This window comes from Dyella sp. SG562 (assembly GCF_011759495.1).
GTDB lineage: Bacteria > Pseudomonadota > Gammaproteobacteria > Xanthomonadales > Rhodanobacteraceae > Dyella_D > Dyella_D marensis.
In genome coordinates, this window is record NZ_JAAOYS010000008.1 from 54,559 (window position 1) to 75,175 (window position 20,617).

The window sequence follows — 20,617 nt, forward strand, 5'->3', positions numbered from 1 at the left end:
GTTGCCTGTTACCCATCTAGCCTCAAGGAGCAACGGCCCGCGATGGACAAACTCGAGACCTTGATCGACCTGCTCACCCGCGGCGAGCTGGAACGCGCAGAACTGGCGCAACGCGCCGAGCGCGTGCGCAACGCGGCCAGCGACGCCGAGCTTGCCTGGCTGCACGGCGAAGGCCAGCCGCAGCTCATGCAGGCTTCGCTGCTGTTCCGCCTGAAGGACTTCCTGCTCACCAGCGACCAGTTGCAGGTGCTGCACGAATGCATCAGCGACAGCCTGGACGAACCGCTGCCGCCGTTCCCGGCCGACCGGCGCGATTTCTGGTCGGACGACTACTTCGAATGGCTGGACGAGATTGTCGCCGCGCGCGGGCTGGAAGTGATGATGCTGCCCGACAGCGTGGACGACAAACTCGCGGCCCTGGTGGTGCGGCGCGAGGACACGCCACGCGTGCTGGTGCTGGCCGATGCGCTGAAGCTGATTGTCGAGAAATCGACGCAGCGGCGTTACGCCTGAGCCGCCGCGCGGCGCGTCCTCTTGCGACGCCGATCAACAACGGCGCCATCGCGGGCGAGCAGACTGCGCCGTCCGCGCATGGACGCTCCGGCGCTTGCGGTTTCATCCGGGTGTGCATGCGTGGCTGTCCATTCCGGACGTCCCCATCCGCACCCTACGGAGACCTGCATGAAGCATTCCCCCGCATGGAAGTCCGCTCCCCTCGTCTGCGCCTTGCTCGCCGCCTTGCCGTTGGCGCCGGCCTATGCCGCAGGCCACACGTATTACGTCGCCACGAATGGCAATGACAACGCCGCCGGCACGCTGGATGCACCGTGGCGCACGATCGGCCGCGCAACGCGCGGCGTGCTTGCCGGCGACACCGTCTATGTGCGCGGTGGCACCTATGCCGAGACGATCGACGTCAACACCTCCGGTTCCGCCGCGGCCGGTCCCATCGTGTTTGCAAGCTATCCGGGCGAAAAAGCCGCAGTCAGCGGCAGCGGCCTCACCGTGCCGGCCGACGCGATGCGCGGCCTGTGGAACCTCAACAACGTCAGCTACGTGACGGTGCAGGGTTTCGACGTGGGCAACTACGGCACGTCCAGCAGCACGGCCACGCCGGTGGGCATCTACATCAATGGCGGCGGCACCCAGGTGAATATCCTCGGCAACCGCGTGCACGACATCGCCAACGGCATCGAAAGCTGCCCCAACGGCAATGCGTTCGGCATCGAGGTCTATGCCAACGACGCGGCCAACTCGATCAACCAGCTCACCATCAGCGGCAACGAGGTGGACCATCTGCGCACGGGCTGCAGCGAGTCGCTCTCGCTCACTGGCAACGTGGAGCAGTGGACGATCAGCAACAACGCGGTGCACGACAACGACAACATCGGCATCGCGGCGCTCGGCTTCGAGACCATGTCCGGCCGCAACGGCGGCACGTTCCAGAGCCAGGCGCGCGACGGCGTGATCAGCGGCAACTCGGTGTACAACATCAGCTCGCAGGGCAATGCGGCGTATCCCGCGGGCGACTTCTCCGCCGACGGCATCTACGTCGAAGGCGGCACGCGGGTGACCATCGAGCGCAACGTGGTCAGCCGGGCGGACCTGGGCATCGAGCTGGCCAGCGAAACCAGGAACAAGTTCAGCAGCGACGTGACCGTGCGCAACAACCTGGTGATGTTCTCCAATATCACCGGCATCTCGATCGGCGGTGCGGCCTCGGGCAATGGCGGCATGCAGAACGCCACCATCGTCAACAACACGCTGTTCCGCAACGACCAGCAGGCCAGCGGCAGCGGCGAGTTCCAGATCCAGTTCCACGTCAGCGGCACGGTGTTCGAAAACAACCTGCTGTACGCCACCGCCGACGGCCTGCTGGTGAACTTCTGGCCGAAGACCACCAGCAATGCCGGCTACGCCAATCCGGGCGCGATCGAGCACAACCTGTATTTCGCCGACGGCGGCGCGGGGAATGCCAACTGGGTGTGGCTGGGCAAGAGCTACACCGGCATCGCCGGCTATCGCACCGCCAGCGGGGCGGACAAGCTCACGCTGCTGGTGAATCCGCAGTTCGCCAGCTTGACCATGCCGGATCTGCACGTGGGCAGCGGCTCGGCGGCGCGTGGCGCGGGGCTGGCGTTGCCGGCGTCCACGGTGGGAACGGTGGATTTCGACGGGCAGCCGCGGCTGAGCGCGGCGGGCAAGATCGATATCGGCGCTTACCAGCAGCCGTAATGCGCCTCCCCCCATCTCCCTCTCCCCTCCGGGGAGAGGGTCGGGGTGAGGGGCCGGGCGGAGCGTAGAAGCGGAAGCGGAAAGCGTGCGTCGCTTCGTCGATCCGTTATGGCGAGCCCCGGCCCCTCATCCGCTGCGACCGAAGGGAGTCCCCGTGGGACCGGCACCTTCTCCCCGGAGGGGAGAAGGGCTTCAGTAGTAAGGCTTATCCCTGCTTGACCGTATTCGCCGGCACAAACGTATACCCCATCCCCTGCAAGCCCTCGACGATCTGCTTGAGGTAATTGATGTTCACATAGGGATGGAAGAAGAAGCTCTGCACGCTGTCCTGCACCACCGTGTTGACGTTGGCGCTGGCCAGGATGTCCGCCGGGAGGCGCGCCGGATTGTTGTTGAACGCCTCGGTCTCCACGTTGCCCAGCTGCTCGCCGATCACCACGCTGCCGTAGACGTCGCGCACCAGGTAGGGGAAGAACTGGCCGTAGATCTTGGTGTAGTCCGGCGTGCCCGTGCCGCAGGCGCCGTTCGGGCACCAGCCGCCCGCATACAGGCCGCGGTCGTAGCGCGCGGAGAACATGCTGTTGATGACCTTGTAGTCCACCGCCGAGGCCGCGTAGTGCGGCGGTTCGAAGATGGTCGGCGCCAGGAAGCCGGCGGCGGCGAAGTCCATCAGGCCCTTGGTGATGCGGCCCTGGGTCCAGCTCGCCGAATCCTCGGCCGGCGGCGCGTCGTACAGCACGTAGTTGTCGGGGCTGATGTGCGAGCGGTAGAACTCGAAATCGTCCGCCGACACGCCGCTGTAGGGATTGGCCACGTTGGAGTACTGATGCGTATAGCCATGCATCAGGATGGTGCCGCCCTTGGACTGCATGTACTTCAGCGCGCTCACCACGTTGCGCGCCTGCGACAGGTGGATCGCCTGCGGCACGCCGTTGTTGTAGAAGCCCTTCGGGTCGAGATAGTACGGAATCACCGCGACCGTGAACGGCACGCCCTTGCTCGACAGGTAATCGGCGATCGCCCGCAGCGCGGCTGGATCGTCGGTGGCGTTGACGTCCTCGATGCGCACCAGCGCCCGCTTGCGCGCCAGCATCGACGGATTGGACACCTTGCCGATCAGGTCGGCGGCGATCAGGTAGCGATCGTTCATGCCGATATAGCTGAAGGGGATCTCGCCGATATAGGTGAGGTTCGCACCCTTGGTCGCCCAGTTCACCGTGCCGCCGGTGTCGTTGGTCGCCACGGCCACGGCCGTCGCCTTGGTCGGATCGGTGATGCTCGTCTGCAGCAGGCCCGACGGCACCGCCAGTGCGTTGCGCTGGATCGCCACGCCCTTGTAGGTGACGGTGAGCGTATTGCTGAAGTCGAAGAACATCGGCGAGAAGCCATACTGCGCGGCGAAATTCGGCGAGCGCGCGGCCAGCTGCCAGATGTTGTCGTTCATCCACAGCACCGGCTTGGTGGTGGCCAGCACGTCGTCGAGCATCGCGGTCGGCAGCGGTTCGTCATAGGTCGAACCGACATAGACCAGGCCGGTGTAGTTGTTGAGTTCGCCGGCGGTGTAGCTCGCGGCCGTGTGCAGCGTGTACTTGCTGCCGTGCGAAACGAGATTGGCCGCCATCACCGCATAGGCTTCGCCCAGCCAGGCCCACGCGCCGGTGCTGTCGTACAGCACCAGGGTGTTCTGGCTGGGATTGGCGCCGGGTGCGCCGGCGAAGGCGTTCGCCGGTGCGCCGAGCAGGATGCTCAGCGATACATTGCGCTGCACCGAGCCGGACGCGGTCAGCGTCGACACCGACTTCTGCGCGGTCTTCATCGACGGTGCGACCACGAGCGAGCGCGGCGGCGCCGGCAGCAACTGCATGTCGGCGTGTTCGGCCAGCTGTGCATGGACAGGAGAGGTCAAGCCGGCTGCCGTGGTTAACACCAGGGCGGCACTGGCGAGAAGAGACCTCACGACGGAGGGCTTGAGGCGGGACCTGGTCATGGGAAATCCTCACATGCTGCGATGGAAATCGACGCAAGCCACGAATGCCCCCGTGCTTGCGCGCATGGCGGAGAACGATTTTCCGAAGCCCAGGTCCCTGTTCCCGAGAGTGGAGAGGCATCGCCCCCAAGTTGAAGCTTACGGGCCTGGAATGCGCGTTTTTATTGGTCTGTCGAGGTATGGCTTTTAGTCAATCGTCAGGCAGCCCGGCGCGACCCCAATATGCGACCCGGACGCAACACCCATCGCAGGTCGAAAACCACCACGCGGACTCCTCAGCCGACACGTCTATCCGGGAACCAGGGACCCCGGACGACCGCTCTTCCCCGCCGTTTGCGCGGCGGCAGCGCGGCGCCGGACATCTGGGCCAGGACACGCGTCGCCATCCTTAAGGGGGAAGGAGTCATGCAGGACATCCTGATCATCTGCGGCACCCGCCCGGAAATCATCAAGCTTGCGCCGGTCTACCACGCGCTGCGCAACAGCGGCTGGGCGCGGCCGGTATGGCTGCACACCGGCCAGCACGACGACATGGCGCGGCAGATGCTTGCCTGTTTCGATATCCAGCCGGATATCGAACTGTCACGCGGAGGTGACACCCTGGCGCAGTTCAGCACGCGCTGCCGCGAACTGCTGGACGAGGTGATGGCGAGCCGGCCGTGGTCGCTGGTGATGGTGCAAGGCGATACCGAAAGCACCTTCCTGGGCGCGCTCGCCGGTTTCTACCACCGCGTGCCGGTGGCGCACGTCGAAGCGGGCCTGCGCACCTACGACCTGGCGCGGCCGTTCCCGGAAGAAGGCCTGCGGCAGATGGTCAGCCGCATCGCCAGTTTCCATTTCGCGCCGACCGCGCGCGCCTCGCAGGCGCTGCAGGCCGAAGCCGTGCCGGACGAGCGCGTGTTCATCACCGGCAATACGGTGATCGACGCGCAGCACTGGGTTACGCGCCATCGCCGCATCCAGCGCGGACATGCGGGGCGCGGCCATCTGCTGGTCACCGCGCACCGGCGCGAGAACTGGGGCAGCGACCTGCGCGAAATCTGCTACGCCATCGCCGACGTGGCCAGCCACCATCCGGAACTGCAGATCCTGTTCCCGGTGCACCTGAACCCGACGGTGAGCAAGCCGGTGCACGCCATACTGGGCGAGCTGGGCAACGTGCACCTGAGCGGCCCGTTCGACTACCTGCGCATGCAGCAGGCGCTGATCGACGCGTGGCTGGTGCTGACCGATTCCGGCGGCCTGCAGGAAGAAGCACCCACCTTCGGCGTGCCGCTGCTGGTGCTGCGCACCGAGACCGAGCGGCCGGAAGCGATCGAAGGCGGCTGCGCGCGGCTCGCAGGCACGCGGCGCGCGTCGATCGTGAAACAGATCGAAGACCTGTGGGACGACGGCGAGGCCTACGGCGCCATGGCGCGCGCGGGCAATCCATTCGGCGACGGCCGGGCCAGCGATCGCATCGTGGATCTGCTGCAGGGGGCGCTGGAGGGCGGCGAACGCCGGCGCGAAGCGGTCTGACAGGGGAGAACACTAAGGATGTGGTGGCTGGATGCATTCACGACGTACCTGTACGGCCTGAGCGTGGCCGTATCGGCGATCGCCATACTCATGCTGCTGAGCGGCATGGACGATCTGTTCATCGATCTCGTGTACTGGACGCGGCGCACGTGGAAGGCGCTGGTGGTGTACCGCCGGCACGAGCGCACCTACTACCACGAGCTGTACCGGCCGGCGGAAAAGCCGCTGGCCATCATGGTGCCGGCCTGGCACGAGACCGGCGTGATCGGGCACATGGCCGAGCTGGCCGCCAGCACGCTGGACTACGAGAACTACCACATCTTCGTCGGCACCTATCCGAACGACGCCGATACGCAGCGCGACGTGGACGAAGTGAGCGCACGCTTCCCCAACGTGCATAAAGTGGTGTGCGCGCGGCCGGGTCCGACCAGCAAGGCCGACTGCCTCAACAACGTGCTCGACGCCATCCTGCAGTTCGAGCGCCGCGCCAAGCTGAGCTTCGAGGGTTTCATCCTGCACGATGCGGAGGACGTGGTCTGCGCGATGGAGCTGCGCCTGTTCAACTACCTGGTGGGCCGCAAGGACCTGATCCAGATCCCGGTGTATCCGTTCGAGCGGCAGTGGAACAACTTCACCAGCCTGCATTACCTGGACGAATTCGCCGAACTGCATGGCAAAGATGTACCGGTGCGCGAGGCGCTGGCCGGCCAGGTGCCCAGCGCGGGCGTCGGCACCTGCTTCAGCCGGCGCGCGGTGCTGGCGCTGATCGAGGAAGGCAACGGCGTCGCCTTCGACGTGCAGAGCCTGACCGAGGACTACGACATCGGCCTGCGCCTGAAGGCGCGCGGCATGCAGGAGATCTTCGTGCGCTTCCCGGTGCTGCGCTACCGCAAGCACCAGAAGCCGCCGCCGTTCGGGCAGAGCCGGCGCGAGTCCAACGTGATCTGCGTGCGCGAATATTTCCCCGACCGCCTTTCGACCGCGGTGCGGCAGAAGTCGCGCTGGATCATCGGCATCGTCTACCAGGGCTACCGCACGCATGGCTGGAAGTGGCGGCACGGCCTGGTGCTGAATTATTTCCTGTGGCGCGACCGCAAGGGCGCCATCGCCAACTTCGTCAGCTTCGGCGCGATGCTGGTGCTGGCGCAGCTGCTGGTCATCGGCACGGTGCAGCAGCTGTGGCCGGGCGCGCCGCGCTTCCTGTCGATCTTCGAAGGGCAGCATTGGCTGGACATGGTGCTGTATGCCAATGCGGGCCTGATGGCCAACCGCATCCTGCAGCGCATCGTGTTCGTCACCGCGTACTACGGGGTGAAGCAGGGACTGCTGGCGATCCCGCGGCTGCTGTGGAGCAACCTGGTCAACTTCCTGGCCAACTGGCGCGCGATCAAGCAGATCCTGCAGACCGGCGATCCGCGCCGCGTGGCCTGGGACAAGACCACCCACGATTTCCCCAGCATCGGCGGCGAGAACCGCTCCAAGCGTTCGCTGGACGAATTGCTGGTGACCCAGGGCGCGCTCACCGAGGCGCGCCTGCGCCAGGCGCGCGCGCAGCCGATCGAAGGCCTGCATCCGGGCAGCACGCTGATCCACCAGGGCGTGATCACCGCCGAGCAGCTGGCGCGGCCGATCGCCGAACAGGCCGGCGTGGATACCGAGACGGTGGATGCCGAGACCTTGGCGCCGGAACTCTTCACCGCGATGCCCGCGGCCGTGGCCTTGCAGTACGCGGTGCTGCCGCTGCGGGTGGACGGCGGCACGCTGGTGCTGGCGAGCGAGTCGTACGTCGACCCGGTGTCGCTGGCGGCGATCGCGCGCAAGCTGGACCGGCCGGTGCGCTACGTGATCGCGCACAAGGGCCAGGTCACGGTGGGGCTGCGCCGCTGGTACGCGCAGTCGCCGGAGCGCGAGCACGATCCGCGCAAGCTGCTGGAGGCCGCCGCACGCAGCGGGCGCATCGGCGCCGAGCGCGCGCGGCAGCTGTGGGACGACTACGTTTCCCGGCAGGTGATGCTGGGCGAGATCCTGGTGGCGCAGGGGCACCTGGATGAAGTGGCATTCAAGGCATTGCTGTTGAGCCATGCGCGCAGCGGGCAACCGCTGGGTGCGTTCCTGGTGGCCCAGGGAGTGATCGGCCAGGACACGCTCGACCGCTTGCTGGCCCTGCAATCGGCGCTGCAACCCAGCCTCGCGGCGCTCCTGGAGAAGGAGGCCGCCCCGCCGGTGCAGCAGGTTATGCAGTGGACGGAGCGCGTGGCATGAAACGCCCATGGCCGACTCGTTGTGCGGCCGCGCTGTTCGCCATGGCACCGGCCCTGCCGCTTTGCGCGGCGGGCCAGCAGCCGGACAGCGCCAGCCGTTACCAGCAATTCCTGTTGTATCCCCATCGCCAGGCCGGCTTCGCCGCGCTGCGCGCCAACGACGAGCGCACCGCGCTGGCCGAATTCGAGCGCGCCCGCGCGCTGGCGCCGCAGAGCATCGACACCGCGCTGGACCTGGCCGAGGCGTATCGCCATTTCGGCCATGCCGACAAGGCGCGCACGGTGCTGGACGACCAGCGCCGCTATACGCCGGCCGATCCGCGCCTGCGCGCGCCGCCGCCGGCCGAGGCCGCGGTGGACTGCAAGGTCGACAACCGGCCGGTGTGCCGTGCGCAACGCGGCTTCGACGCCTTGCAGGCGGGCCAGCTCGATCGCACGCAGGCGGAACTGGCCGCGGCGGATTTCGCCAAGACCAGCGAAGGCCTGGCACTGCGCCGCGCGCTGGTGCAGCGCTCGATCTATCTGGGCGATCGCAACCGCGCCGTGCAGCAGCTGGCCGCGCTGGATCAATTGGGGCAGATCGGCCCCGACGAACGCGCGCAATGGTTCAATGTGCTGCTGATGCAGGGCAGGGCGCTGGAAGCGCGCGACCTGCAGGCGCGTGGCGGACTCGGCGCGCCGGCACAGGAACTGGCCGTGGCGCTGGGCCTGTCCGCTGCGGGCGAGCGCAAGGCGCTGGAAGACTATCTCGCCGTGCACCAGCCGGCCTTCGACGACGAGAAGGACGAGCGGCAATGGGTGAACCTGCTGGCGCAGGTGGGGCGCGCACGGCCGGAACTGCTGGATCTGTACGAAGCGCGCTTCCCGGCCAATGCGGCCTGGCAGGCGCGTTCGTCGCTGCCGCTGGCGCTGGCGCGCCACGACGATGGCGCGACGCAGCGCCTGCTGGCGCGGTTGCCCAAGGACAGCTATCGCGAGGAGCGTTTCTCGCTGGCGCTGGCGCAAGGGCGCTATGAGGACGCGCGCGAACAAGCCGAGGCGCTGGTGGCGCAGCCGGACGGGCATCGCCTGCTCGATCCGCTCAGCTATCGCCTGATGGATGCCGGCGCGCCGGACCAGGCCGAGCGGCTGCTGCTGGCCTCGTATCCGTTCGGCGGCAATCCGCAGGCCGGCACCTTGTTCGCGCGGCTGGCGGTGCTGGCGGCCAAGCAAGCCGCCGCGTTCTCCGCCGCCGACCGCGCGCGCCTGGCGCGGCCGCTGGACAGCGTGCCGCTGCGCATCGTGCAGGTGCCGATCCTGGCCGCGCTGCGCGACTGCGACGGCATCCGCCAGGTGATGTCGGACCTCTCGCCCGACTATCCGGCGGAACTGTGGCGCCAGCTCGGCGACTGCTACGGCAACGACCGCCCCGGCCTGGCCGAATACGCCTATGCCGAAGCGAACAAGCGCAAACCCGACCCCGACACCACGCGCGCGCTGGCCTACCAGGCCTACGGCGCACGCGACTACGCCACCGCCCTGCAGGCCTGGCGCGCGGTGCCGGTCGAGCATATGAAGACCGACGACCTGCTCGCCGCGGCGACCACGGCGATGAGCGCCGAGCAGCCCGGCGTGGCGCGCGCCTGGCTGGACAGCTACGCGGCGCAGGGCGGGCGGCAGGACCACGCCTACTGGTGGCTGCGCGCGCAGGCTGACGAGCCGCGCGACCCGGCGCTGGCGCGCACCGATCTGGACAACGCCATCGCCCTGCATCCGGAAGCGCGCTACTACCAGCGCCTGGCGGCCTTGCAGACCCAGGCCGGCGAAACCCGTCCGGCCCTGCTCTCGCTGCAGCGCGCCGCCTTGCTGGCGCCGGACGACGACAAGCTTGCCGCGCAGCTGGGCTACGCCTATCTGCAGAATGGCTCGCCGGAATTGGCGGTGGTGCAGTTCGAGCGTGCGCACCGCGCCAACCCGGACGACGCCAAGCTCACCTGGCAGTTGCTCTACGTGCACCAGAAGCTGGGCGACAGCAGCCAGGCGCGCAGCTATGCCGCGCAGGCGATCGACCAGCTCGACGCCGGCGGCACCGGCGCCGCTGACGCCACGGATGCCGCACAGGACGAAGGCCAGCAACGCTTCGAGCTGCGCCGCCTGCACGAGGACCTGGGCCGCAAGTGGCGCTTCAATGCCGACATGACGCTGGGCGATACGGTGTCGTCGGCGGCGAACGCGGCGAACCCTGGCCAGTCGTACCGCAGCTATTTCCAGATGGAAGGGCAGTACCGCTTCGATCCGCCGTGGAACGGCGCCGATATCAATACGCTGGCGGCCTATGCGCGCGTGTTCGCCGGCAGCGGCAACGGTGGCTCGGTGTGGCCGATTCATGGCTGGATGCTGGGCGTGGGCGTGCACTGGAAGCCGCTGACCACGCAGAACATCGTGCTGTCGGCCGAGCAGCAGACGCCGGTGTCCGGCAGCCGCTTCACCCGCAACGACACCTTGCTGCGCGCGGCCGGCTCCTGGTCGTTCGGCCCGCACCTCAACGACGACTGGCATGCCTCCGGCGGCGGCTGGTGGTCGCAGAACTTCTACGTGGACGTGGCGCGCTATCTGCGCGCCAAGCAGACGGTGCTGACCGCCGACTACCAGCTCGGCTGGCACCGCAAGCTGGCCGAGGGGCAGTCGATCGAGCCGTATGCGCGCGTGCAGTTCACCGGCATCGACCGCAACCGGGGCAGCTTCCAGCGCGACGGCCGCGTGGGCCTGGGCGTGCAATGGAACCTGTGGTTCGGCGAGACGCGCTACGACGCGTATCCGCATCGCTTCAGCGTGGCGGTGGAGGGGCAGCATGCCTTCACCAGCTATCTGCGCGAGAAGAACGCGGTGTTCCTGATCGTGAGGACCGCGTGGTGAGCCGGGCGCGGCGGTGGTGGTTGATGGTGGCGCTGCTGCTGGCGCCGTGGCTGGCGCATGCCGCCACGGCGGTGTTCTACCAGCCGCAGACGCGCGACCGCGAGGTGGCGGTGGCGCAGTGGCCGGGGTGGTTCGCGCAGTTGCGTGCGCGCGGCTTCGACACCCTGGTGGTGCAGTGGACGCAGTATGGCGATGCCTTCGCGGATCCCGCGGGGCATGCATGGCTGTTGCAGCGGGTTCGCGAAGCGCGCGCCGCCGGGTTGCGCGTCGTGCTGGGGCTGCACAGCGATCCGGCGTTCTTCCAGCGCCAGGAAATGCCGGCAACGGCGCTGGACGACTACCTGCGTTCACTGGCCCGCCAGGATGCCGAGGCGGCGCGCCGTTGGGCCGCCGAGCTGGGCGGGCAGGACATCGCCGGCTGGTACCTGCCGATGGAGATCGACGACCGCCGCTGGCGCGAGCCGGAAGCGCGCGAGGTGCTGCGCGATTACCTGGCGCTGGAGCGGCGGCAGCTGGACCGCGTATTGGCGCGGCCGGTGTTCGTGAGCACCTTCTTTGCCGGGCATATGGCGCCGGCGGCGTATGCGCAGCTGGTGGCGGACGTGCGTGGCAGCGGTGTGCAGGCGTGGGTGCAGGACGGCGCGGGGACGGCGCGGTTGAGCCGCGGCGAGAGTGCGGTGTATCTGGCTTCGGCGATGTCGTGCGATCGGAAGGGGGCGGCGGGTGTGGTGTATGAGGTGTTCCGGCAGACCGGGGGCGACGAGGCGTTCAAGGCGGAGCCGCTGGATGGGCGTGATGTGGAGGTGGCGCTGGTGCAAAGGGCGCCTTGTGGTGGAGACACGGCTTTTTTTGAGTTGCGGTATTTGCCGGAGATGGAGGCGCTGCGGCGCTAGAAAGCCCCGCCTAGTAAAACCCTTCGCCCCTTCGGGGAGAAGGTGGCGGCAGCCGGATGAGGGGTGGGTGCTCGCGGTGGAAGAGCGACGAAGCATTGCTTGCTTTGCTGCTTCGCTTCATCGCTCCGTAGGTCCCCCTCACCCCAACCCTCTCCCCGCTGGGGAGAGGGGGCAGGTTGCGCGAAGGCTTGAGTTCCCTCGCCAGACCAATATGGATTCCTTCTCCCCTTCGGGGAGAAGGTGGCGGCAGCCGGATGAGGGGTGGGTGCTCGCGGTGGAAGAGCGACGAAGCGTCGCTTGCTTTAGTGCTCTCGCTTCACCGCTTCGTAGGTCCCCCTCACCCCAACCCTCTCCCCGCGGGGGAGAGGGGGCAGGTTGCGCGAAGGCTTGAGTTCCCTGGCCGGAGGGGGAGGTCGGGCGAGGCTCGCGCGTGCCCCGCCAATCTGAATTGGTCTCTACGAATCCGTCCAAATTGGTTATGTACCGTCCGCGCGGCCGGCGCCTATCTTTGCCTCCAGCCGCGATAACGAAAAGTTGATGTCCCCACACTCAACGGTTTGACGCGGCCACCTTGGCTCGCCGGAAGCTCCCCACTTCCGTGCGAGTCCCTTCTTCCAGCCCAGTCGATCCGGAGTGAACCCTGTGTCCGCTTTGGTATCCGTGTCCGATGATTTGCTGGCGGCGGCGAGAACGATCTCGACCGGCGCCGCCGTATCCGGCGTTCCTTTTGCACTGGACGTAGCCGACCGCCGAGGCAAGGCGCATGCCCGAGCTTACACCAGGCTTGCAGCATCGGCCCGAACCGCCGAACAGGATTTCCCCGAGCGCATCCGGCTGCTGATCGGACGTGCCGGCGGCGTCGGCGCGCTGGCGCGCTGCTGCGGCGTCACCGCGCGCACGGTGAACAACTGGAGCCGCGGCCGCGGCGATATCTCGCGTCACCGCTGCGTGGTGCTGGCGCGTGCCATGGGCATCTCGGCGCTGTGGCTGGTCAGCGGCGAGGGCGGCATGACCGCCGACGACGTGCCGGCGGCGAACGCGCCGGCGCACAAGACCGGCGTCGATGCCGAACGGCTCGCCGCCGCCTTGCAGATGCTGCAGTCCTACATCGTGCTGGCCGGCGGCGCGCTGAGCGTTGCGCAGCGTGCCGAAGCCATCGTCGAGCTCTACACCATGCTCGCCGAGCCACCCGACGCCACGCGCGTCATCGCTTTCCACAAGAAGCTTGCCGGCTGTCTGCGCGGCAACGGTCAAGCGCCGCCCGCCTGAGCGCAGGGGATCGACCTCATGTTCGTGCACAGGCCTCCGCACGGGAGGTCGTGGAGGCCTGTGCGCCAAAACCGCCACGCCAGGCAGTTGCGGCCGCGGCGTGGTCCTCGCCGGTGCCGATGGCACCACCGCAGTGTCTTCGCGGCATCCGGGCCGCGGATATCCATCAAGCTATTCAAGGGGAGTCGCATGAACTACCAGCATCGGATTCGCTCGGCCCGATCCAGGGTCTGTCCGTCCGCCCTCGGCATGGCCCTGGCGCTCGCGCTGTACGGCGCCATGGCGCCGCCCGTGCATGCGCAGGCCACCACCGGCAGCATCTTCGGCCAGGCGCCGGCCGCCGCGGGCGGCACGGTGAAAGTGCAGAACGCATCGGGCGTGACGCGGCAGGTGGCAGTGGATGCATCGGGCCGCTATGCGATCGGCGCGCTGCCGCTGGGCACCTACACCGTCACCTTGCAGCGCGATGGGCAGACGGTCGACACGCGTACCGACGTCGAACTGCACGTCGGCTCGGGCACCGAGGTTTCCTTCGTGGCGCAGAACGCGCAGAACCTGGCCTCGGTGACGGTGACGGCGAACAGCCTGCCGGCGATCGACGTGACCCAGGTGGATTCGCGCACGGTGATCACCTCGCAGCAGCTGGCCAGGCTGCCATTGGCGCGCAGCGCCGAGGCGATCGCCTTGCTCGCGCCGGGAGCGGTGGAGGGCAGCGACCTGTTCATGGGCATGGGCATGGGCGCATCGTCGCCGCGCAAGTTCGTTTCGTTCGGCGGTTCGTCGGTGACCGAGAACGCGTATTACATCAACGGATTCAACACCACCGATCCGATCAGCGGTTTCGGCGGCCTGACCTTGCCTTACGGTTCGATCGACCAGGAAGAAATTCTCAGCGGCGGCTATGGCGCGGCGTACGGTCGCTCCGACGGCGGCGTGATCAGCCAGGTGGGCAAGCGCGGTACCAACGAATGGCATTTCGGCGGGCAGTTTCTGTGGAAACCGAAGGCCCTGCTGGGCGATCCGCGCGATATCTATTACGGCGAGGGCAGCCCCAAGGCGGGGCAGCTGTATTGGCGCCGGCGCGACAACAAGTCCACCACCACCACGGCCGATGCCTATGTCGGCGGCCCGCTGATCAAGGACAAGCTGTACGTATTCGCTTCGGTCGAGGGCGAACGCATCGAAGGCACCGGCGCCTCCGGCGGCACGCCCTCGGGTGCGGTCGGTTCCGTGGCGGGCGTGGGCTTCAACCAGAAGCCCAGCTACAACAACCACAGCCGGCTGAGCGATCCGAAGTGGTACACCAAGCTGGACTGGAACATCACCGACAGCAACTTGCTCGAGCTGACCGGCGCGTCGAATAAATCGTCCTACCGCGGCAACCTGTACCAATACGACTACGCCACCGGCAAGCAAGGCCGCTTCGACCATCCCGACCTGAGCATCAAGGACGGCTCGGATCTGTATCTGGGCAAGTTCACCAGCTACATCACCGACTCGCTCACGCTCTCCGTGCTCTACGGCAAGATGAAGGGCACGCATTTCAACGAGCTGCCGGGCTACGACCCGACGCTGGCGCCGATCCTGCGCCAGACCTCGCAGAACCCGGCGGTGACCGGCGGCCAATCGTTCGGCAACTCGCAAAGCCTGTCGCAGCTGTTCGATCCGCAGCACATCACCAAGAACACCAACCTGCGCCTGGACCTGAGCTACAAGCTGGGCGACCACACGCTGACCGCCGGCCTCGACAACCAGGACGTGCGCGACATCCACGACGGCCAGTTCACCTCCGGCCCCGGCTACGCATGGCAATACCTATTGGGCGATCCGAACGGCTGGATATCCGGCGGCCCCGACGCCAATGGCCCCGATTGGCAGATGTATCCCTGGGTGCGCCCGCCCGGCGGCTATACGGGAGGTTCGACCGGCTATTACGTTTCCAAGCGGGTCATCGTCAACAGTGCGTCGGTGCGCGTGAAGCAGCAGGCGCAGTACATCGAGGACGCCTGGCAGATCAACGACCGCTGGCTGGTCAAGATCGGCCTGCGCAATGACGAGTTCACCAACTACAACGGCGCCGGCACGCCTTATCTGCGCCTGACCCATTCGCAGCTGGCGCCGCGGCTCGGCTTTACCTGGGACGTCAACGGCGATTCCAGCCTGAAGGTGTATGGCAACGCCGGCCGCTATTACCTGGCCATCCCCGCCTCGGTGGCGCTGCGCTCGGCCGGCTCCTCGCTGTTTACCAATGTGTATTACACCTACACGGGCATCGATCCGAAGACGGGTTATCCCACCGGCCTGACGCCCATCGACACCTACCGCGGCCTGGAGCAGCCGATCTCGGCCAATCTCGAATACGGCCAGCCGCGCGATCCGAAGACGGCCGCGGCGACCAATATCAAGTCCGAATACCAGGACGAGTTCATCCTCGGCTTCGACAAGAAGCTCGGCGATGCCTGGGTGTACGGCGCCAAGGCCACGTACCGCAAGCTCGGGCGCGCCATCGACGACTGGGGCGACACCGGCCGCATCGCCGCCAAGATGGCCCAGCTGGGCATGGACGACTACGACAAGGTCAACGGCATCAAGGGCAGCTATCTGATCAATCCCGGCGTGAACCCCATCATCCAGGTGGCGAAACTTTCCGGCGGCTATTACGACGTGCCGCTGGACTGGAAGAAGGACATGGGCTTCAACACCACGCTCAAGCGCAAGTACTACGCGCTGGAGATGTACCTGGAGCATCCGTTCGACGGCAAGTGGTACGGCAAGCTCGATTACCTGTTCTCGCGCAACTACGGCAATACCGAGGGCCAGGTGCGTTCGGATATCGGCCAGGTCGACGTGTCGGCGACGGTGGACTGGGATTACACGCAGGTGATGGATTACGCCAACGGCTATCTGTCCAACGACCGCAAGCACCAGATCAAGGCCTACGGCTACTACCAGCTCACGCCGGAGTGGATGCTGTCGGGCAACCTGGCGATCCTGTCCGGCTCGCCCAAGAGCTGCCTCGGCTATTACGGTGCGGACCAGACCAACCCCGGCCTGGCCTACGGACCCTTCTACCATTTCTGCGGCGGCGTGCCGTTCACGCCGGGCTCCAAGCGCCAGCCATGGACCTACCTGCTCAGCCTGGGGGCGCAGTACCGGCCAGAGTGGGGACGCCAGCGGCTGGGTTTCAGCGTGCAGATCTACAACGTGCTCAACAAGCAGCAGATCCTGCAGACCAATGCCAACTACGGCAGCTCGGCCAACGTATTGCCGAACTACAACCTGCCGTTGTCCACGCAGGCGCCGCGCTACGTGCAGTTCGGCGTGACCTACGACTACTGAGTCCGCGCGGCAGGTGCCCGGCACATGCGCCGGGCACCTTTGCAGCGATTGCCTATGGGAGCTATGGCGATGAACAAGTCGATGCTGTTGGCGGCGCTACTCTCCTTCGCTTGCGGCGAAGCAGTGGCGTCCACGCCCACGCAAGCCCCCGAATTCGCCGGCATCGACCACTGGTTCAACTCACCGCCGCTGCGCATGTCCGCCCTGCGCGGCAAGGTCGTGCTGATCGATTTCTGGGCGTACTCCTGCATCAACTGCATCCGCGCCATGCCGCACGTCGAGCACCTGTACGAGACCTACAAGGACCAGGGCCTGGTGGTGGTCGGCGTGCATGCGCCGGAGTTCGATTTCGAGCGCGACCCGGCTAATGTGCAGGCGGCGATCGCGCGGGCCGGCGTCACCTATCCGGTGGCGATGGACAGCGGCTTGTCCACCTGGAACGCATGGCACAACCAGTTCTGGCCGGCGGAGTACCTGATCGACCGCGACGGCAAGCTGATCGGCCATCACTATGGCGAAGGCGGCTACGACAAGATGGAGAACGCGATCCGGCTGCTGCTGGGCCTGGACATGCAGGCGCCGGAGAACACGGCGAACCAGTTCAAGCCGGGGCCGGGCGACACGCCGGAACTGCATCTGGGCAGCGCGGGACAGCAAGGCTTCGGCAATGCGGAAAGCGGCGGCGAAGGGACGCGGCGCTTCAGCGTTCCCGCGGCATTGGCGATGCACAAGTTCGCGCTCGGAGGCAGCTGGGAGATCACCCGCCAGTACGCCCGCACGGTGGGCATGGAGGTGGAACTGCAGCTGCGCTTCAAGGCAGCCAGGCTGTACATGGTGGCCAGCGCGGACAGCACCACTGCGCTGGAGGTGACCGTCGACGGCAACCCGCAACCGGCGGTGGAAGTGCAGGGCAGCCGCCTTTACACGCTGTTCGACAGCCATGACGACCGCGAGCACGTGCTGCACCTGCGCATCCCGCGGGCGGGGCTGCGGGTGTACTCCTTCACGTTCGGCTGAGCGTGGGCACGCTTCGTGCAGCCGCGCCGCAGCATGCCCCGGGATTGCTGCGCACCCGGGTTGTGCGCAACCCTTATGGCCGACGCCATGGAGTGTGCGCCGGCATGTTTCTCGAACTCGACGGTCAAGGTCCGCAATACGCGCAGCTGGTCCGCGCGCTGAAATCGTCCATTCTCGACGGGCGCATGCTTGCCGGCTCGCGCCTGCCGCCGACGCGCGAGTTCGCGCTCAACCTCGGCCTGTCGCGCACCACGGTGCTGGCGGCGTACGAGCAGCTGCGCGCCGAGGGCTTTATCAATGGCCGGGTGGGGTCGGGCAGCTACGTCAGCGGCCTGCAGCTGACGCCGTCGCTGCCGCGGCCGGCGAATGCGGCCGATACGGCCCAGTCGCGCTATGCCGAGCGCGCCCGGCTGTTCCGCGAGCGCAAGATCGCACGCTTGCATTACGGCCTGCGCTACGAAATGCGCTACGGCGACCCGCTGACCAATCCGGCCTTGAATGCCGCCTGGGGACGCGAGCTGGCGCGCGCCGCCGCCTATTCGACGCTGGGCATCACCGGTTCGTGGGGCCTGCCTGCGCTGCGCCAGCAGATCTGCGCCTACCTGGCGCGCCGGCGCGGCCTGCTGACCGAGCCGGACAAGATCCTGATCGTCACCGGCACCCAGCAGGCGTACTCGCTGTGCGCGCGCGTGCTGCTCGACGAGGGCGACACAGCCGTGCTGGAGGAGCCGCATTATTTCGGCGCGTATCACGTGCTGCACGCGCATGGGGCGAAGCTGCATCCGGTGCGCTGCGATGACGACGGGCTGGTCTGCGAGGAGTTGCCGGAGCAGGCGCCCAAGCTGATCTGCGTCACCCCTTCGCATCAGTTTCCCACCGGCGCCGTGCTGTCGCTGCCGCGCCGGCTGGAGCTGCTGCGCTACGCGGCGCGCAAGCAGTGCTGGATCATCGAGGACGACTACGACGGCGAGTTCCGCTACGACGCCCACCCGCTGGCCGCGCTGCGCTCGCTCGACGAAGGCGACCGCGTGATCTATGCGGGCACTTTTTCCAAGACCTTGTTCGGCACGTTGCGCATGGGCTACCTGGTGATGCCGGAGGCGCTGCGCGAAGACCTCACCACCGCCAAGTACCTCAGCGACGTGTCGTCGCCCGGCATCGAGCAGGCCGCGCTGGCGCATTTCATGGAGAGCGGCGGTTTCGAGCGGCATCTGCGCCATGCGCGGAAGGAGCTGCAGTGCCGGCGCGAGGCCTTGATCGCCGGCCTGCGCCGCCATGCCGGCGACCGCGTGGAGATCGTGCATTCGCCGGCGGGCATGCATGTGGTGGCGTGGTTGAACGGCTACGACCACGAGCGGGCCGAGGCCTTGATGTGGTATGCGCACGAGCGCGGGCTGGGGCTGTATTCGATGGCGCCGCATTATTTCGCGCCGCCGAAGCGGCCGGGTCTGCTGCTGGGCTATTGCAGCCTGTCGGTGGCGGAGCTGCGCGATGCGATGCAGTTGCTGGGGGAGTGCCTGGATGCGGTGCCGGCGTGAGTTGCGGCGGTGCTTGATTCATACGTTGTCGGAAAAAGAAAACGCCTCCGCAAGGAGGCGTTTTCTGTTCCGGCGCATGTTGGGGTTCGCTGCGCTCACCCCAACCTACGATAGAGCTGCGGTGCGGTCTTATTGCGGAACCTTCAGCGTCGAGATCGTCTGGTTCAGCGTGCCCCAGTAGGTCTTGGTGTACGGCACCATCTGCTCGGCGTAGTTCCACCAGAACACGCCGCCGATGTAGCGCGAGTCCTTCATCGTATTGACCATCGGGTAGTAGGTCTTGATCAGGTTGGTCTGCACGGAAGCCGGCGCGCTCAGGCTCGAGGTGCCGATTTCGCCGAAGCCGACCTTGGCGTTCGGGAAGATGCCTTCCAGCGCGGTGAAGTCAGCCTGCCACGACGGCGACAGCCCCGGGCAGTCCTGGTAGGGGTAGTAGCTGAACAGGGCGTAGTCGGTCTGCTGGCGCACGGTCAGCGGCAGGAAGGTGGTCGGCCAGGTCTTCCAGTTGTCGACCGGCTTTTCCCAGCAGTTGGTGCCCTTGCTGTCGTCGTTGTAGTACAGCGTGATGGCGGTCTTGCCGCCGGCGGCCTTCACGATCTGGTGCGCGGCGGCGACCATCTGGCCGATCTGCGTTTCCTGCGCATTGACTACCGAGTTGCTGCCGTTCGGGTTCGGGCGCAGCCACTCGCCGTTGATCTCGTTGGCGATCTCCCACACGTCGACCAGGCCGTTGAGCTTGCCCACCAGCTCCTTGGTGCGCGCGGTGTAGGTGTTGATGTCGGTCGGGAAGTAGTACGAGTCCATGATCTCGCCCATGGTGTAAGCCACGGTGTGCAGCTTGACGAGGGCGGCGTAGTAGTCGGCGGTGCTGGTGTCCGGATCGAACACCACGCGCACCGTCGGGCGGTACGGCAGCTTGCTGAGCGAAGTAACGATGGCGTTGATGTTGGAAATGTCATCCACCGTCACGCCGTAGATCGGCGCCTTGATGGTGGTGGCGGCCTGGGCGTGCACGTCGGGGGACAGCGGAGCCGAGCCGGCGTAGAGCGCGGCCGAGGCGAGCAGGGAAGCAAGAAGGGTTTTTGCGGTGGTCTTGTTCATCAGATTTGATTTGAGTTCGCTTGCGTGGGCGATCCGTTCCCCCGGTGGGCTGCGGCGAAAAAAAGGCCGCAGCGATACGTCGGTCGCCCCCGAAAGTCGGGCGGCCGGGCTTAAGTCGTGCGTTCCGCGCACTGGTGAAGGTCGTCCGTACAACGCAACCCCCGGCCCCTGGGCCGTGGAGACCGAGGGGATGCGACGGATATCGACGCTGGGAGTGCCGGCGAAACGGCAGGAACCACCAGGAGCTCATCGCGGAACGACACCCTTCCGGTGTGCCCTTCCGCGTGGCTCCGCCCGTCCTGGAGCGGGCCGGACCGTATCACCCGGGAGACAACGCACCGGGCTTCGCTGACGGGGAGCAGTCTAGTTGCTCATCGTTACAAGTGATGAAATTTTAGTTAGCATGAATCACATGGATCGAGTCAAAGCATTCAATCCATGCGCAGGACTGTCGCCGGCCTTACATTGACGCAGCCAGTGCACGATCTTTCAGTCACTTGCGTGAGCGTGCGTGAAGCCACTGTATCGCTCATGTGACACGCGATCCGTTCATGTTACGTCACT

The 20,617-nt window shown here is 66.8% G+C and carries 12 protein-coding genes; 10 read left to right on the forward strand and 2 right to left on the reverse strand.

What is annotated here, in order from left to right:
• The first annotated feature begins 42 nt into the window (after positions 1-42).
• Positions 43-513, forward strand: a complete 471-nt coding sequence (locus FHW84_RS15220; RefSeq protein WP_167256826.1) for a hypothetical protein — start codon at positions 43-45, stop codon at positions 511-513.
• Positions 514-681: 168 nt separating this feature from the next.
• Positions 682-2,235: a right-handed parallel beta-helix repeat-containing protein gene (locus FHW84_RS15225; RefSeq protein ID WP_167256827.1), complete on the forward strand. Its 1,554-nt coding sequence runs from the start codon at positions 682-684 to the stop codon at positions 2,233-2,235.
• Between the two features lie 205 nt (positions 2,236-2,440).
• Here FHW84_RS15225 and FHW84_RS15230 read toward each other — a convergent pair whose 3' ends face one another.
• The gene (locus tag FHW84_RS15230; RefSeq protein WP_208399811.1) at positions 2,441-4,141 is read right to left on the reverse strand and encodes a polysaccharide deacetylase family protein; all 1,701 of its coding nucleotides are present in this window, start codon (positions 4,139-4,141) and stop codon (positions 2,441-2,443) included.
• Positions 4,142-4,627: 486 nt separating this feature from the next.
• Here FHW84_RS15230 and wecB point away from each other — a divergent pair, with 486 nt between their 5' ends.
• From wecB to FHW84_RS15270, 8 genes are all read left to right on the forward strand, one after another.
• A complete protein-coding gene (gene wecB / locus FHW84_RS15235) occupies positions 4,628-5,740 on the forward strand; it encodes a UDP-N-acetylglucosamine 2-epimerase (non-hydrolyzing) (RefSeq protein WP_167256828.1) in 1,113 nt (370 codons plus the stop codon).
• A gap of 18 nt (positions 5,741-5,758) precedes the next feature.
• Positions 5,759-8,002 (forward strand): glycosyl transferase family protein, encoded by a 2,244-nt coding sequence (locus FHW84_RS15240; protein WP_167256829.1) that lies wholly within the window; start codon positions 5,759-5,761, stop codon positions 8,000-8,002.
• Positions 7,999-10,896 (forward strand): tetratricopeptide repeat protein, encoded by a 2,898-nt coding sequence (locus FHW84_RS15245; RefSeq protein ID WP_167256830.1) that lies wholly within the window; start codon positions 7,999-8,001, stop codon positions 10,894-10,896. The genes FHW84_RS15240 and FHW84_RS15245 overlap by 4 nt, the downstream gene beginning before the upstream one ends.
• A gap of 23 nt (positions 10,897-10,919) precedes the next feature.
• Positions 10,920-11,789, forward strand: coding sequence for a DUF4434 domain-containing protein (locus FHW84_RS15250; protein WP_167256831.1), 870 nt, complete (start codon positions 10,920-10,922; stop codon positions 11,787-11,789).
• A gap of 660 nt (positions 11,790-12,449) precedes the next feature.
• Entirely contained in the window at positions 12,450-13,058 is a 609-nt protein-coding gene (locus FHW84_RS15255) for a YdaS family helix-turn-helix protein (RefSeq protein WP_167256832.1), read from the forward strand.
• A gap of 189 nt (positions 13,059-13,247) precedes the next feature.
• A complete protein-coding gene (locus FHW84_RS15260) occupies positions 13,248-16,397 on the forward strand; it encodes a TonB-dependent receptor (RefSeq protein ID WP_167256833.1) in 3,150 nt (1,049 codons plus the stop codon).
• A 69-nt stretch (positions 16,398-16,466) separates the two neighbouring features.
• Positions 16,467-17,414 carry a thioredoxin family protein gene (locus tag FHW84_RS15265; RefSeq protein WP_167256834.1) on the forward strand — a complete coding sequence of 316 codons (948 nt, stop codon included), beginning with the start codon at positions 16,467-16,469 and terminating at the stop codon, positions 17,412-17,414.
• Positions 17,415-17,518: 104 nt separating this feature from the next.
• Positions 17,519-18,952, forward strand: a complete 1,434-nt coding sequence (locus tag FHW84_RS15270) for a PLP-dependent aminotransferase family protein (RefSeq protein ID WP_167256835.1) — start codon at positions 17,519-17,521, stop codon at positions 18,950-18,952.
• Between the two features lie 129 nt (positions 18,953-19,081).
• On the opposite strand, the gene FHW84_RS15275 is transcribed toward FHW84_RS15270, so the two are convergent.
• Positions 19,082-20,053, reverse strand: a complete 972-nt coding sequence (locus FHW84_RS15275) for a hypothetical protein (protein ID WP_208399812.1) — start codon at positions 20,051-20,053, stop codon at positions 19,082-19,084.
• Positions 20,054-20,617: the final 564 nt, after the last annotated feature.